At 69.4% G+C, this 14969-nt stretch carries 9 protein-coding genes; 2 read left to right on the top strand and 7 right to left on the bottom strand.

The window, feature by feature from the left end; genetic code table 11:
- Positions 1-766: 766 nt before the first annotated feature.
- Complete coding sequence (locus DVU_RS16665) at positions 767-2062, bottom strand: type II toxin-antitoxin system HipA family toxin (protein ID WP_011176729.1); 1296 nt, start codon at positions 2060-2062, stop codon at positions 767-769.
- Positions 2052-2444 (bottom strand): helix-turn-helix domain-containing protein, encoded by a 393-nt coding sequence (locus tag DVU_RS16660; protein ID WP_011176728.1) that lies wholly within the window; start codon positions 2442-2444, stop codon positions 2052-2054. Before DVU_RS16660 ends, DVU_RS16665 begins: the two co-directional genes overlap by 11 nt.
- Positions 2445-2955: 511 nt before the next feature.
- Here DVU_RS16660 and DVU_RS16655 point away from each other — a divergent pair.
- Together DVU_RS16655 and DVU_RS16650 are read left to right on the top strand one after the other, a co-directional pair.
- Positions 2956-3693, top strand: coding sequence for a substrate-binding periplasmic protein (locus tag DVU_RS16655; RefSeq protein ID WP_011176727.1), 738 nt, complete (start codon positions 2956-2958; stop codon positions 3691-3693).
- Positions 3694-3749: 56 nt separating this feature from the next.
- Entirely contained in the window at positions 3750-3905 is a 156-nt protein-coding gene (locus DVU_RS16650; protein WP_164928147.1) for a hypothetical protein, read from the top strand.
- Here the strand turns inward: DVU_RS16650 and DVU_RS16645 are convergent.
- The 5 genes from DVU_RS16645 to DVU_RS16625 form a co-directional block, all read right to left on the bottom strand.
- Positions 3886-5670 (bottom strand): hypothetical protein, encoded by a 1785-nt coding sequence (locus DVU_RS16645; protein ID WP_011176726.1) that lies wholly within the window; start codon positions 5668-5670, stop codon positions 3886-3888. The genes DVU_RS16650 and DVU_RS16645 overlap by 20 nt on opposite strands.
- A gap of 31 nt (positions 5671-5701) precedes the next feature.
- The gene (locus DVU_RS16640) at positions 5702-8740 is read right to left on the bottom strand and encodes an MFS transporter (RefSeq protein ID WP_014524695.1); all 3039 of its coding nucleotides are present in this window, start codon (positions 8738-8740) and stop codon (positions 5702-5704) included.
- Positions 8727-9968 (bottom strand): ABC transporter substrate-binding protein, encoded by a 1242-nt coding sequence (locus tag DVU_RS16635; protein ID WP_011176724.1) that lies wholly within the window; start codon positions 9966-9968, stop codon positions 8727-8729. Before DVU_RS16635 ends, DVU_RS16640 begins: the two co-directional genes overlap by 14 nt.
- 578 nt (positions 9969-10546) lie before the next feature.
- Positions 10547-11017, bottom strand: a complete 471-nt coding sequence (locus DVU_RS16630) for a CesT family type III secretion system chaperone (protein WP_011176723.1) — start codon at positions 11015-11017, stop codon at positions 10547-10549.
- A gap of 10 nt (positions 11018-11027) precedes the next feature.
- Positions 11028-14753 (bottom strand): DUF3626 domain-containing protein, encoded by a 3726-nt coding sequence (locus tag DVU_RS16625; RefSeq protein WP_014524694.1) that lies wholly within the window; start codon positions 14751-14753, stop codon positions 11028-11030.
- Positions 14754-14969: the final 216 nt, after the last annotated feature.

The following is a 14969-nucleotide window of genomic DNA, read 5'->3' as shown; positions in this document are numbered from 1 at the left end:
ACCCCTCTGCCACCACCTTGCCGTGCGGACGTGACCGATTTTGCAGGTGCGAAGACTTTTCGCGTCCGCGTGAGAGGACGGGATGCGCCTGCATCGGCGCGACTGGAGAGGGGCAAGTATAGGGATAAGGCGAGGCCGGAAGGATAGGGAAGGGCGAAGCCGTTTCAGAACTGCCTGAAATCACACAGGTAGTCGCACGCGGTCAGCTCAGTCACTGGGGGTGTCGCCAGATGTCACCCCCCAGTGACAACGTGTGTCACCCATCGGGAGGGAGGGCAAGTCGCCGCGGGCCGCCCATCCACCCCGGCACGGTGGAAAGGATACGCCTCACACTCTGCCGGTGGGCAGTACGTCGTCCAGCATGTCCGCAGGCAGGAGGATGTGCCCCCTCGTGACCGCCACGACAGGGCTGGAACGCGATCCCGGCGGCTGGCTTCACACCGAGAGTCTTCTCGGAAAGCCTGACGCGGGAGATGTCATCCGCACTCGACGACATGCGACAACGGACAGACCTCAAGGACCATGGCTACATTCCCCGCACAGGGACAGCGCCGCACATCCCATTCGCACAGGGGCCGCGTCACACCCTCGCGGGCAGACCGAATCCGGCGTCGATGATCGCGTGCCGGCACGGGTGTGCGCCACGCTCTCACGGGCAGACCCCTAGGGTCCACGCACTCGGGGGCAAGCCTCCCGGTCACATTCTCCCGGTCATGCCACCCCCGTGACCCCAACCGGTCACGCGCCCCCCGTCACGCCAATCCCGTCACACCCCCTCGGGCACGCCCCTGAAGCGGTAGGCCAGTTCATCGAGGTCTTTGGTCACCACGCCGCAGGCGGCGAAGTGGTCGCGCCATGTGGACATCACCCCGGCGATGTCGCGGGCGATGGCTTCGGCCTCGTCACGGCGCAGCCCGAAGGGTTCGGGGCGGGTCAGCACGTTGGCGAGGCTGGCGCGTCGGCCCTCTGTGCCGCAGCGCAGGGCGAGGTCGTAGGTCTTGAAGCGCGCCTGCGTGGGCACGATGTCGTACGCCGGGGTCATGGACAGCCCTTCGCGTTCGACGAACCACGCATGGTTGCGCGGATGGTCGTCGATGTTGGCGCACAGCGCGTTGAAGACCATGCGCCGGAAGAGTTCAGGCCCGGCGTGACTGTCGCCGTGCTGGCGCGCCCGCTGGGCGAGGTCGTGGTAGCTGCCCCAGTCGCCGTCCTCGTCGATGGCGGCGTTGAGCGTGAAGCCCGAGATGAAGTGACGCGGCGTGCCGTCGGGCGTCCTGTCGAAGCGTCGCACCAGCAGCACGCTGCCGTGGTCGGTCTCCATGAGGCGGGTGGGGGAGACGTGGATGCCGCAGCGCGCTGCCAGTGTCATGGTGGCGTGCTCGATGCGCGGTTCGTCCCACGGGTCGCCACGTTTGCCGAACTTGGCGATGCAGTGCCCCTCCGGCATGCGGACAAGGGCCTTGGGCCGCCCTCCGCCCACGCTCAGCGACGAGGCGAGTGCCTGAAGGAACGCCTCTTCGGGCAGGGTCTTGCGCAGGTCGTCGAGGTCCTCGTCATCGGCGAGGGCGTCGACCTCTGCCACCACGCGCGCGATGCGTTCAAGCCATGCAGAACCGTCGGAGCAGGCGGAGTCGCCTTCCGGCACGGTCATGGCATCGTCCTGCGCCCATGGTGCCAGCGACCGCGGGCCCCCGGCGGGCGTGTCGCCGAAGGCGAGGGCACCGATGCGGTCCGGGGAATGCGCAGAGACGAGGAAGTCCATCTCGGAGAGTGTGCCCGCGTGGCGTCCCGCCATGAGTCCGAGCACCTTGCGGCCCCACTTGTCGGGTGCGGCGTCGCGCAGCACGGGGAACAGCACCCCCCGACGGCTGGTGGCAGGGCGCGGCATGTAGAGGGGCAGCGACACGGGGTCGAGGGGCAGGGCGTCGGGGCGTGCGGCGTAGCGCCGACCGTAGCCCAGCGTGTACGACGCACCGCCGGACGATTCCGAAAGCAGGGCCGCGGGCACGTATCCCTGCCCGGACAGCCAGACGAAGACCACCGCCTCGCGGTCAGAAGTCATACTTGTCCTCCCCCGTCTTGTTGGTCCTGCCCTTCTTGCCGGTCGCGCCCGTCACGCCGGTCACGGACGTCCGGACGCGCCGGGGCAGGTGCCCCTGTTCGAGGAATTGGCCGTAGCTGTCGGTGTCGGGGGCTGCCAGCCGCCCGAGGTCGTCGTGCAGCTGCAACACCCACAGCACGCTGGCGAGGATGCCGAGACCCACGCCCGGTGCGCCCGCCTCGAGACGGCGGATGGTGGCGCGCGAGGTGTGCGCCAGTGTCGCGAGTTCCTGTTCACCCATGCGACGGCGCTTGCGGGCGATGCGGATGTTGCGGCCCAGTGCCTCAAGGGATGCGGCGACGGGCGGCGGCAATGACTGGTCTGCGATCTTGCTCGTACTCATGCATCAGATATGCGACATTAACATGGTTAATGCAACATATTTGATACATTTTGCGTAGTGCCTGCTCGGGGTGGGGTGGTCACGCCCGCTGTTGCGTCTGGAGGGTGCGCCTGACCGGGGTCGCCGGGGGGGGGCGACGGGGGGGGCACCTTGGTGGGGGCGATGGGGCGTGTGCGACGGGAGGGACAGGCGCATCGGCCATCAGGTACAGCACATGCTATGACATCGAAAAATAATGCAATTGAATCAAGGGGTAACCTGTGGGTATAGGATGAAGACCCGGCTGACGGGGGCGTCATCCATGATGTCCGGGCTGCCCCACCTGATGTTGCCCGATGCCCCCCGATATCTCCCGGTATCTCGAGATATCTCCTGATGTCCCCGATGTCTGGTGATGTCTGGTGAAGCCGCATGTATCTGGACTGGCCCGGTATCCGGTCATGCCCGGTGATGCCCGGTGATGCCGGGGGCTGTCCGCCGTGTCTGTTCTGGGGGGTGCGAGAAGGTGGTCATGAGAACGTTCGTCTGCCTGCTGCTTGCCATTGTCTTCTCATCCAGCGCCGCTGTTGCCCGTCCGGTGATCAAGTACGGCTACGACGAGGACTATCCCCCGTGGGAGAAGAACGTCTCGGGCAAGCCTGTGGGCATCAACATCGACATCATGAACGCACTGGCAGACAGGCTTGGTTTCGAGGTGGTGTACAGGCCCTACCCGTTCAAGCGCGTGCTGGTGCTTCTTGAGAGTGGCGAGATAGACATGACGGGTGGCCTTGCGAGGTCGGCAGAGAGGGAGGCCTACGCCCGGTATCTGGAACCCTCGTACCAGAAGACCATCAGGGTCTTCATCATACGCAGGGAATCCGGCATCCGGCTGCGGACGTATGCCGACCTGATACCGCTCCGCATCGGCGTGAGGGCGGGCAACAGGCTGTATGAACCCTTCGACTCCGACCCGAGGCTCATGAAGGTCGAGGCCCATTCCGTCGACCAGTTGTTCCAGATGCTCCTTGCCGGAAGGACCGATGTGATCGTCGGCGGAAGCATCCAGCTGCGCCATGCCGCCAAGGTGTCGGGCTATGCCAGCAAGGTGAAGCTCGCACCGTACACGGTGGAGACGCAGGACGGGGGCTTCTTCGCGCTGTCGCGCGCGTCGGCGTTGGAGGGGTCGTTCGATGCCATCCAGAAGGCGTTCAGGGACCTTCACGCCCGGGGCCTCATCGACAGGATCATCGAATCGCATCTGCGATAGGGCGGGGCGCCCGTCCGCAGGACGCTGCACGTCACAGGCTGTCGCCCGCAGGTCCCATGCTCGAAGATACCCGCAGGCCGAAACTCACAGTGATGGTCGTGCCGGATGCGGGGGCGTCTGTGGCGCAGATGCCCCGACGCCGCCGACCCCAAGCTGCCCGCCCGAAGCCGCTCGACCTCTGGAGTCCGCGCCTCACGCTGGGTCGTCGCTGACGCGCAGCGTCACCCCCTGCCACGATGTCCCGTGCGGCACGAGACGCTCCGCCCATCCGGCGGGGCGTTCGCCACACGGCACGCATTCCTCGTAGCATTCACGCAGGCTGAGCGGCAGCACGGCGCCAGCGGGCGTGCGGGCGAGGTGGCGCAGCCTCCCGGCATCGAGGCCGCCTGCGGCGAACATCTCCACTGTCCCGGCGGGGCGCGGGTCGGTGCAGTGGTCTCGGTGCCCGCCGTAAGCCCCATCATCCCGGTCGTCCCCCGTCCCCCGGTCATCGAAGAGCACCGAAAGGGGCAGGGCCGCCAGCGGCGTGGCGCGGCAGTGTGCGGGGCATTCGCCAAGCACGTCGTGCACGGCGTCGAGCATGGCGGGCAGGTATTCGGTGAAGAACATGCCCCCGTGGCAGCGCAGACCGTGTTGCAGGGCCAGCGTCACATACGAGCAGAAGAGCCCCGGTATGAGCAGCCCCTCTTGCAGCGCCCCGGCGAGCGCTTCGGGTTCGAGGGCGAAGCGTCGGTCGCCGCTGGTCAGCGCCGGGCGTGTGGTGTCGTCCAGCCGCAGGGGGATGCGGCGGCCCGTGGCGTCCACCGTCCAGAAGAAGGCCGTGCCGTTGCTGCCCGTGCGGGGCAGGGGCGTCGTGGTGGCGTCGAAGGCGTGGGCCGTCCAGCAACCCCGCGTCCCGGCAAGACGCGACAGGATGCGCCGCCGCGCCGCCGGGTCGAAGAGCAGCCGCGAGACGATGGACGCCCCGTCGGTGAGGTCGCGTGCCAGCAGCCGCGCCGCGAGGCGTTCAAGTTCGATGTACACCACGGTGACGTGGGGCGCGTCGGGAAAGCGCTGACGGCACAGCCGCGCGTTGATGAGGCTGGCCTGTTCACCGAAGCGGGGCAGGGCGTAGACCTCGGGGATGTCCACATGGGCGTCGATGAGCGCGTCTGCGGCGCGGCGTTCCCACGGGCGCAGGGGCAGCTTGCGCCAGAGACCGCGCGAGGCCCGTACCTGCTGCGGGGTGAGGGGCGGGGCGGCGCAGACCACCGTGTCCTGCATGGAGGCGGGAAAGAGCGGCAGGCGCATGAAGTGCGCCCCGTCGGGGGCGGGTGCGCGGCGTGCCAGCAGCAGCCCGCGCGGGTAGACCTGACTCTGCAACGACACCGTGGTGCACGACAGGACGGGGATGACCGTGCCCACTGCCGCTGGTGTGGGCATCGGGGGCGGTGTGGGGGAAGACGTCGACGCTGCCGCTGGCGTCGTCGGCACCTCACCCCGTGCGTCGCCGCGTGGCTTGCCCGAACAGTCCGGCCCGCCCAAACAGCATGGCCCGCCGGGCGCATCCGGCCCTTTCAGCCCGCCCAAACCGTTCGGCCCGCCGAGCGCATCCGGCCCGCCAAGCGCATCCGGCCCGCCGAGCGCATTCGGCCCGCCAAGCCCGTCCAGCCCGTCCAGCCCGTCCAGAAGGTCGGGCAGCCCGAAGAAATGGATGGCCTGCACGAGTTCAGGGAAGCATTCGATGCCGTGATGGTTGGCCGCCAGCACCGAGGGTGACAGGTGCAGCCTGCGGCGCAGGGCGCGGGCCACGTCCTCGCCGTGGACGGGGGCCACGAGGTCGTGCATGGCGTCCAGCGCGGCCGCTGAAGGCACGGCACCGGGCTGGCGGAAGCCCTGTGCCACGTCGCCGAGGGTGCGCCCCTCCCACGTTTCGAGGATGGCCCTGAGGCCGGGAAAGAGTCGCCATAGCGGCGCGAGGTCTGGGGTGTGCAACATGGGATATGGGGGGCTGCGGTGCGCCGTCCGGTTAGGTGTTGGGGTGCCGCCCGGTGGTGGTCACGGCGGTTGCGTCGGCAGCCGTCCTGGCGGTGTCCCCGCCCGAAAGCCACATGAAGAGCAGTGTCAGGGCGGCGACACCCGCAGCCATGGCCAGCAGTCCCCCTTCGCGCCCCAGCAGCGAAAGCAGCACGGCGAAGGTGACGGGGCCGATGACCTGCCCCACACGTTCGGTGATGTTGTAGACGCCCATGGTGCGCGCCCTGCCCATGCGCAGGGCCACGGGCAGGCTCAGGGCGTAGGTGCCCTGCGCGCTGGCGGCGATGGCGTTGGAGACCCCCAGCATGACGACCGCGAGCACAGCCTCTGCGATGCCGCCGCCCATCAGCAGGGCGGCTATGGCCAGTGCCCCGGCGATGCCCGCCACGACCAGCATCCTGTCCTTGCGCGGGGTGGCGTCGATGAGTCTGCCGCACAGCGGGCCGAGGAAGACCACCACGAGGCAGAACAGCATGGAGACGCGCCCGATGTCGGCGGGGCTGGCCCCCCCTTCGCTGAGGTAGACGGGGATGAAGAACTGGAACAGGCACACCGTGACGAAGGCCACGGGCATGATGTTGCAGACCAGCAGGCCCACCATGCGCCTGTCGCGCAGGAAGGCGAGCACGCCCGCCGCGTTGCCGTCGGCGTCATGTGCTGTGTCCAGCGACGTGGCCTCGGGAGTCTGTCCGGGATGCGGGGCGGGGCGGGACCCGAGGGCTGGCGCATGGGGCCGCGCCGGACACAGGGCCAGCACACCGAGCACCGCCAGCAACATGCCCGCGGCGACGAAGAACACCGGCCCGTAGCCGAGCCTGTCCGCCACAAGGCCGCCCGTGGCGCTGCCGCACATGGCCCCGGCGAACAGTCCCGCGAACATGTGGGCGAGGTTGCCCGCCCGGTTGCTCTCGTCGGAATGGTTCATGACGTGCAGCTGGGCCGCGAGGTTGATGCAACCGTACCCGGCCCCGGCGATGCCGCGCGCGGCGATGTAGCCCAGTGCCGACGCCGCCGTGCCGCTGACGAGATTGCCCAGTGCGGCAAGCAGCACGCCGCACAGCAGCAGCGGACGCCAGCCGAAGCGCTCGCCCGCTGCACCGCCGAGAAGGATGGCGACCGCCACCATGAACATCTCCGCCGAGACGGGCAGCCCCATGACCACGTCACGCGGCAGTCCGAAGAGCGTGGCGTCGAGTTCGGCAAGACGCAGCGGAATGAACGAGACGCCCATGTCGATGGCGAACATGCAGAAGAAGATGACGGGGCGCATGAAGCCCGGCGTCTCTGCCAGCAGGTTCGCATGGGCCGTGGCCCGACCTGCGGCATGGGCACGGGGCGGGGTGTCCGTGAGGTTATCGGTGGTTGCCCGGTCTTCGGTGCCCATGAGCTTCGCTGTGTCCGCAAGCCTCGGGCTATCGGTGAGGCTCGCGGTGGCCGTGCCGCCGGTACTGCCCGGGGTATGCGTGATGCCGCTGATGCCGTTGATGTCGTTGATGCCGGGGGCGTCGGGGGCGTTCGCCCCGTCCTCACGCGTCGGCGCGTGCGCCGCATCCCCCATGCCGTCCAGAGCCCGGTGCGCATGCATCAGCAGCATGGACGCAAGTTCCATGAGCAGCAGCATCGCCACCACGGCGACGGTGGCGGTATCGAGCAGGGCCTCGCGCAGCCCTGTGCGGATGGCGGCACCGGACATGAGGACGCGCACTTCGCCGCCCCCGGCACCTGCGCCCCCGGAGATGGTGTCGCCGGCAGCCGCGTTTCCGGTGGCTGTGTTTTCGGGCACAGCCTCACCGGCGGCTGCACCCCCGGTCACCGTATCGCCGGTACCTGCGTCTGCGCCTTGCGCGTTGCCGTCAGCAGGGCTTGGTGGCGCGGCGCGACCCGCCCCCGGCGGGGGCGGCACGTCGAAGCGGCCCGTAGGCCCGTCATCCGAGAGGCGCAGCCATGCTTCGGGCGTCAGCGTCGTCGAGGCGGTGGCCCCGGCCAGCAGGCGTCCTGCCGTATCAGTCACGCCCATGGCCGCCACCTGCGGCAGGGCCTGTTGCAGGCTGCGCAGGTGCAGGTCGATGCCGGGGATGTCGCCGAGGGCCACACCCTTGTGGACGATGGATGTCAGGTCTCTGCCAAGCTGTTCAGCCAGTTGCGCGGCGATGTCGGCACTCTGCCTCTGGTGGAGGCCCTTCAGCGGTGCGTAGAGGGCGGCGCTGCAACACAGCTGCCCCACGAGAAGCGGTGCCACGAGGGCCACGCGGGCACGGCGGCCCCACTGACGCGCGTCGAGGGTGTGCCCTGCGGGTTCGCTGCGTCCTTCGCGCGGGGCCCTTCCTGCCTGCCCTGCCAGCACCGCCTGTCCGGTCTGCCTTGCCTGTCCCGTCTGTCCCGCGTGGCCCGTCTGGCCCGCCCCGCCGGAGGCGGGCAGCAGCGTGAGGCACAGCACCACCAGCAGCAGGGCCGACCCGCCCGCGACCGAGGCGAAGAGCGGCAGGTACGAGGCGGCGTCGCGCAGTGCTGCCTGCAGGCGTTGCGGGTCGGTACGCAGCAGCACGCGCCCCACGAGGTCGCCGTCCTTGCCAAGGATGGGCGAGACAAGCCACGTGGCCTCGTCGCGCCGGAATTCCTGCGCCCCGGTGACCCCCACCGGCGAGGTCTGGGCGGGCGGTTCAAGGCGCGGCAGCACCGTGTCGGCGTCCCATGCGGCCAGCACCGCGCCTGCGGCGTCGGTCACGTACAGGGCCGTGGCCGAGGTGGTGTCGCGGAACGGGGCGAGCATGGCATCGAGATGGCTGATGCGGTCGAGCGGCTTGCCGAGGCGTGCCATGCGGCCCAGCCGCCGGGCGAGGTCGTCACCGGCGATGGCCTGTACCGTGAGCATGGGTCCCCGGTACTGGCGGTACAGGGACGAGACGACGAGCACGCCGTAGAACATCTGGGCGCACAGCAGGGCCAGAAGCCCCCATGCCATGACCTTGAAGCGTAACGTGCGGGCAGGGTTGACGGTCATGTGCGGCATGTCGGGGCTATTGTTCGGCATTGCGGATCTGCTGGTGGATTTCGTCGACGGCGGCGAGGATCTCGAACGGCGGGTTCCAGCCGATGAGCATGGCCATGCGCAGGTTGATGGCAAGACCGAGGGGCCCCTCGAACACCTGACTCACCTCGCGGGGCTTGGCACCGCTGAGCACGCGCGACACGGCCTCGGCCTCGAACATGCCCACGTCGTCGAAGCTGGCCTGTGCGAGACTGAGCAGCACGCCCAGCTTCGTCTCTTCGGGGCCGCTCTGCGAGAAGGTGGGAATGCCCGCGCGGATGACGGGTTGCAGCAGTTCGACCATGCGCTTGCCCTGCATGCCCGTGTTGGTGGTCAGGTAGATGGCGTCGGAGGTGGTGGAGAGCGTCTCGACGCACTGGCGCAGGTTGTCGAAGGCGAGGTCGAGGTCGGGCACGTCGAGTCGGGTGGGGCAGGGGACGATGGTGAAGCCGAGTTCGCGGGCCGACTTCTCGATGACGGGCATGGCGATGGAGGCCCGTCCCTCGGGGCGGTCGTCGAAGGGCACGCCAAGCCGCTTGAAGTGGAACACGTCGTGGAAGACGGCAAGCTGCCGTTCGTAGCGGCCCGGTTCGAGCTGGGCATGCACGTGGTCGAAGCCCGAGTCCTGCACCGACTTCACGATGCCCGCGCCCACCGCGTCGGTGACGGACATGGAGAAGGTGGGCACCTTGTGCTGGTCGTTGGCCATGTCCAGCCCCGCCCATGTGCCGAAGGCGAAGACCATGTCCACGTCGCCCTTCTCGCGGAGGCGCTTCAGCAGCGCGTCGCGGTTGGCGGTGCGGCGGTCGGGGTTCCAGTCGGCGGAGTAGTAGCCGTCGGCGATGAACTGCAACCTGCCGCCGCTGGCGTGGTCTGCCAGCCATTGCCACATCTCGCGGGTGCTTTCGGAATTCTGCGGTACGGGGACGTTGCCATCGGGGATGATGCCCAGCCGTGCGAGACCGCGCACCGTGCCCGCCAGTATCTGCTGGTAGTCGGTGTAGGGGCCACCCTCGATGTAGGCCACGCGCCAGACCTTGCCGGCGGCAGCCGCCGGGTCGCGCGGGCTGTCGTGGCCCGTGCGTGTGTCAGTGGCAGCTGCGGGCTGACCGGGCGCGGCGAGGGCCTCGGCGGCACTGAAGGCAGGCGCGTGGTGCGCCAGCCCCGCAAGGGTCGTCCATGCGGCGAGGATGAGCAGCGGAATGAGGCACAGGCCGGTCTTGCGTATCATGATAACTCCGGACTCTCGGTCGGGTGTCGGTGCGTGGTGCTGAAGCCGTGATGCCGTCTGTCTTGCGGCCCGCGCAACCTAGCATACACCATGTCCGCCCGTCGATGCACAGTATGGCCCTTCGCCACGCGCTATGGGATGGAAGGACAGGCTGTTACGGGCGCAGAGACGTGCCGCGCAGGGCACATCGCGGTCATGCCGATATCCCGGCGGGCCGTCCGTACGGGCTGTCCGCGCGGGCCGCCCGTGCGGGGCGTCGGGACAGGCGCGTGGGGCCGACAACGCGAGGCTTCGGGCCAGCCGGGGGCTGCGATGCCTACGCCCTGGCCCAATCGTCCCTGCCCAGTCGGCCCCGCCAGTCGGGCTGCCTCACCGTTCGTCCCCGCCCTTCGGCCAGTCATGAGGGCCAGTCGTGAGGGCCAGCCATTCGGACGAGTCACACCGTATGAGTCACACAGTATGAGTCCCGCTGGCCGGGTCACGCCAAGGGGGGCCATCCAGTGCGGGGCAAGCATGAGCGGGGGTGGCACGCCAGCCCCGCGGCCGACCGCCGGGGCCTTCGTACCGGGCCGCCCGCGTCAGACCATGATCATGCCACCGGGCAGCGGGCCGGAGGCGCCCGGCATTCCCGTGGCACCGCCCGCACCACCGGCATTACCCGAAGCGACGGCGGGCAGCGCGTCGAGTCGGCCCTTCCAGTGGATGACCTGCGCGAGGAAGGCGTTCACGGCCCTCTCGAAGGCGGGGTAGTCGGTGAAGGCGTCGTAGCGTTTCCACAGCACGACATCGCCCGTGCGGGGCCACAGCGACAGTGCGCCGCCGTCGGTCTCCGCCCCGAGGCACGAGGCCGCAAGCAGCAGGCGCAGGTTCACGGGGTCGGCGAGGCGCGAGTCGTCGCCCACCACGCCGTGCAGCAGCAGGGCGTCGCCGTCCTGTTCGAAGGTCACCTCGTGCGCGTCGTCGAAGCGCAGCGTGCAGCGGCCTTCGGTGAAGGCAAGGTCGATTCCGCAGGCCCTGCCGAGGCTTTCGACGAGAGTCGTCATGTCCATGATGTGCTCCTTATGCGTCCAGCGGGGCGAGGTAGTGGCGGGTCAGCAGCGGGAACATGTCGGGGTGGGCGCGTATCTTGCCCTCCACGAAGGCGAGGAAGTCCTCTTCGCTGTCGAGGGCAAGCTGCCCGCGCACGGCGTCGGAGGCGCCACGCTGCACCTCGACCATGGTCTCGAGTTCGCCCGCTTCGGCAAGCTTCATGCGCAGGTCGCGCACCTGCGTCATGGGGTCGGTGAGGCGCGCCAGCAGGTCGGCCTCTTCGTGCAACTGTTCGCGCAGGGCCTGATAGTCGGGCACGGCGGCCTGCGGCCCCTCTTGCGGTCCGCCGCGCAGGAACGGCATGTACTTGAAGTCGAACGACTTCACCCGGCCTATGTCCAGCGAGTCCGCCGCGTTCAGCAGCATCGACTCCAGCGTGGGGCTGGCGTGTCCCACGATGGCGGCCTCGAACTCGCGTTCGTAGTCCGCGCCCAGCGTATCCGGGCCGAACGAGGCGTGCATGCGCTCAAGGGCGAGACGAGCGCTCTCGGCCTCTTGCGCGGGGGTGTCCGCCCCGTTGGAGGTGCGCCCCGCGTCGTGCCCCGCGATGCCGCACAGCAGGGCCGTCCTGTCCACGGTGTGGCCCATGGATTCCATGATGCCCGCCATGGTGGAGGCGAAGATGAAGGCGCGGCAGATGTGCCCGCGTCCGTGGTAGCCCGCGCCGTGGTCGAACTGTCCCGGCATCTCGTGCCCGTGGTAGATGGGCAGCATGTCCAGCAGGAAGCGGCGATGCGCCGCAGGGCCGACGGGCATGCGTTCGGGGTGCGCGGCGACCGGAAAGGCCGGGTGCGCCGGGAACGAGGCGTCGAGGGTGGCGGCAAGGCCCGGTAGCGCGGCGTGCAGCCGTGCGCGGTCTTCGGGCGGGACGAGCGACAGTTCATGCCCGAAGGGGGCGGGGGACGCCATGGCCTGTTCGCCCAGCGCGGTACGCATGCCCGACAGCAGCGCGTTGAACGCCTGCACCTGCCCGAAGGCGGCGTCGGCGGCGAAGCCCCGTGCGGGGTCGCCCAGCCGTTGCGTCACCGCCGAGAGGCTGCGCATGTCGGGCGCATCCAGACGGGCGGCGAGGGCGGCACGGGCTGTGGCGTCGCCATCCAGACCCGCAAGGGCGAAGGCCATGCCCCCGCACTGCTGCAACAGCCTGCCACGGGCCTCGGCGACGGTGGGGGCCGCGCCAGCTTCGCCCGCTTCACCCGGTGCCCCCAATGCCCGGTGCGCGGGCAGCGCAGCAAGGCGCTGGCTGAACGCACCTGCGACGGTGCCGAGACGCGCCGCCATCGCCTCGTGCGTCATCTCCCCTTCGGGTGCCTGCCGCGTGACGTCGCGCAGCAGCGCGGCCCCTTCCAGCGCGGTGGCTGCCACGGCGCGGAACGCCGCCCCGGTCATGGGCACGGCCTGTGCCATGACCATGTCGCGCAGCCGCCCGCGCAGGGCGGGGTCGGGCGTGAGGTCGGCGACGGCAGCGAGGCAGTCCATGCGGTCGGCCCCGACGTGTTCGCGCAGGACGCGGTTCATGCAGTCGTTCAGCAGCGCGTTCTCGTCGTACTGCCCGCGTTCGGGGGCATGGCGGAAGCGTTCGACCGTGGCGGAGAAGGCGGTGCGCACGGCGGCGAGGTCGGCGTCGGGGATGAGGGGTACGTCGCCCATCACCTGCACGATGGACGAACCGCCCGTCGCCGTGGTCAGGGCCGAGGTCATGAAGCCCCTGAAGGTGGCGTCGTCGTCCATGGCGCGCACCCGCGCGTCGATGCCGGGCTGGTCGAGGTGCGCGGCGTAGAAGACCCGGTCTTCGGCCTGAATCTCCTGCTTGAGGCCGAGTTCGGGAATCTGCTCTTCGATGCGCACGGGGATGGTGGCCCCGCCAAGTTGTTCGCGGATGGTGGCGAGGTCGGCCCGCTGGGCGGGCGTGAACATGTCCATGTCCGCCGTTTCGGGGGTTTTGCCGCCCAGCACGGCGATGACGGCGCGCATCCACGCCTGCTGCACCGGGTCGGTGATGGTGTCGGCCCCGAATTCACGGACGATGACGATCTCCTGCACGTCGCGGGCGAGCACCAGTGGCCCGTGCAGTTGCGCTTCGATGTAGTTGCACTGCGTCGCCACCCGTCCGGGGCCTCCGGCCTCCCTGTCCACGGCGGCGCGGGCAAGCCGCACGGCGTCGACCTCTCCGAGTTCGGGCAGCAGGGCTTCGAGGTTGTCGTAGGTGACCATGGCCTTGCGGGTGGCGTCGGTGTCCTTGAAGGCCCGCGTGAACAGCCCGGCGAGGGCGCTGTTCTCGTCGTCCTCGAGGCCGGGAAGCCGCAACTCGTTCTTGAAGAGGTCGCCCCTGAACGTGCCCTTGCGGGCCATGGCGTCCATGACGTCTTCAAGCTGGCGGCGCAGGTCCGAACCGGGGCGCATCATCTCGGCCTTGTGCTCCGGGGTGATGCCGGGCCAGCCCGGCAGCAGGGCCGCCACCGCCTCGCGGCCCGCCTCGGTGTGGCGCAGGCGCAGGGCGAAGAAGGTGTCGTCCACGGTATAGGTGGCGCGGCGGGCCACTTCGGGCTTCAGGTGCAGGGCCACGGTGCCGTATGAGGCGGCCTGCCCGGTGTCGAAGCGCAAGAGGTTCAGCGCGGCGTAGGTCGGGCGGTCGTTCGCCACGGCGGGGCGGTCTTCGCTCAGTTCGGGGAACAGCCCGCGTTCCACGTTGTCGCGCTTGAGGATGTAGCCTTCGCCCTTCACGGCGATGGCAGCCTGACGTGCCGCCTCGTCGGGTGCGCCCTCGATGGAGTGGAACAGGTGCTCCCACGGGCCGCCCGCCTTGAGCAGCGGCTTCGGCCCCGACATGCCGAAGAGGAAGCCGAGGTCGACGTTGATGGTGAGGTCGGCGGAACGCAGCACGTCGCCGAACTGTCGCGCGTCGATGGGGTCGAGGGCGCGGCGTTGCACGATGTCCTGCGCCACGTCGTCGACCTTCTCGCGGCGTGCCGCGCTGTCGCTGGCGACATTGGCGAGCACATGCAGGCTGACGGCGGTCATGTCGCCCTGCACCGCGTGGCGTTGCACTTGGCCCATGCCGTCGATGGCGGCGCCGTACCGGGCCGAGAGTGCGGGCACGGCGTCTGCCGGGGCAAGCCCCTGCGCCACCACAACCCGGTTGGTGATCTCATTGAGGACGAGCGCCTCCAGCGTGTACAGGCTGGCGGATGCGGAGAGGGCGTCGGCGTTATGGGGGTTCTGGCGAATCTCGGTCTGCAGGGCGCGGCGCAGAAGGGCCGTCTCCGGCGAGAGAAGGCGCTGGTAGACGTTGGCGAGTTCGGTGTTGGAGAGGCTCTCCACCTCCGGCGCGAAGGCTGCCATGGCGGCGTCGTCCATGTTGCCGTGAATCTCGCCGTGCCGCTGGAGGCGGTCGAGATGCGTCTGGAGTGCCTTGCACGACCCCAGAATGCCCGCCACGTCGAACGCGCCGCCCGTGGTGCCGAGGGCGCGCAGGGCGCTGGCGGCGTTCTGGCGGGCTCCCGTCTTGGCACTGGCAACTCTGGTGGCAGTGCGGAAGCCCGCAAAGGGAACATCGTTGCCACGTATCTGGTCGAGGCGCACGGGCGGGTTGGTGCCAATCTGCACGCTGTGGGGGCCGAGTCTGCCCACCGAGGCCGAAATGCCCGTGCCCTGCGCGGGTTGCGGGACGCCGCCGACGTTGCGAAGTGGTGACATGGTGTTCTCCCTGGGCTGATATGGATGTTCGCGCCCTGCGTCACAGCAAGAAGGGGGCCAATGGTGCGGGACGGATGTGCTCAACGGGTACTCGACGGATGCGCCGAAGTACGGATGCGCCGAAGTATGGACTGGCGTGCGCGGCGTTGCCGCGAGGTGGCGACGTGCGGACCCGCCCGATACGCCAAGCCTGCCGGACACGCCGACCTTCCCGAT

Source organism: Nitratidesulfovibrio vulgaris str. Hildenborough (genome assembly GCF_000195755.1).
In the GTDB taxonomy this organism is placed as follows: domain Bacteria; phylum Desulfobacterota; class Desulfovibrionia; order Desulfovibrionales; family Desulfovibrionaceae; genus Nitratidesulfovibrio; species Nitratidesulfovibrio vulgaris.
The sequence above is the reverse complement of the archived record's forward strand: the minus strand, read 5'-3'. Positions and strand labels throughout refer to the sequence as shown.

What these genes read in the sequence shown, in the direction of transcription:
- DVU_RS16665 (WP_011176729.1), bottom strand. Translation starts at nt 2,062, where the DNA reads ATGACTTCTGACCGCGAGGCGGTGGTCTTCGTCTGGCTGTCCGGGCAG.
- DVU_RS16660 (WP_011176728.1), bottom strand. Translation starts at nt 2,444, where the DNA reads ATGAGTACGAGCAAGATCGCAGACCAGTCATTGCCGCCGCCCGTCGCC.
- DVU_RS16655 (WP_011176727.1), top strand. Translation starts at nt 2,956, where the DNA reads ATGAGAACGTTCGTCTGCCTGCTGCTTGCCATTGTCTTCTCATCCAGC.
- DVU_RS16650 (WP_164928147.1), top strand. Translation starts at nt 3,750, where the DNA reads ATGCTCGAAGATACCCGCAGGCCGAAACTCACAGTGATGGTCGTGCCG.
- DVU_RS16645 (WP_011176726.1), bottom strand. Translation starts at nt 5,670, where the DNA reads ATGTTGCACACCCCAGACCTCGCGCCGCTATGGCGACTCTTTCCCGGC.
- DVU_RS16640 (WP_014524695.1), bottom strand. Translation starts at nt 8,740, where the DNA reads ATGCCGAACAATAGCCCCGACATGCCGCACATGACCGTCAACCCTGCC.
- DVU_RS16635 (WP_011176724.1), bottom strand. Translation starts at nt 9,968, where the DNA reads ATGATACGCAAGACCGGCCTGTGCCTCATTCCGCTGCTCATCCTCGCC.
- DVU_RS16630 (WP_011176723.1), bottom strand. Translation starts at nt 11,017, where the DNA reads ATGGACATGACGACTCTCGTCGAAAGCCTCGGCAGGGCCTGCGGAATC.
- DVU_RS16625 (WP_014524694.1), bottom strand. Translation starts at nt 14,753, where the DNA reads ATGTCACCACTTCGCAACGTCGGCGGCGTCCCGCAACCCGCGCAGGGC.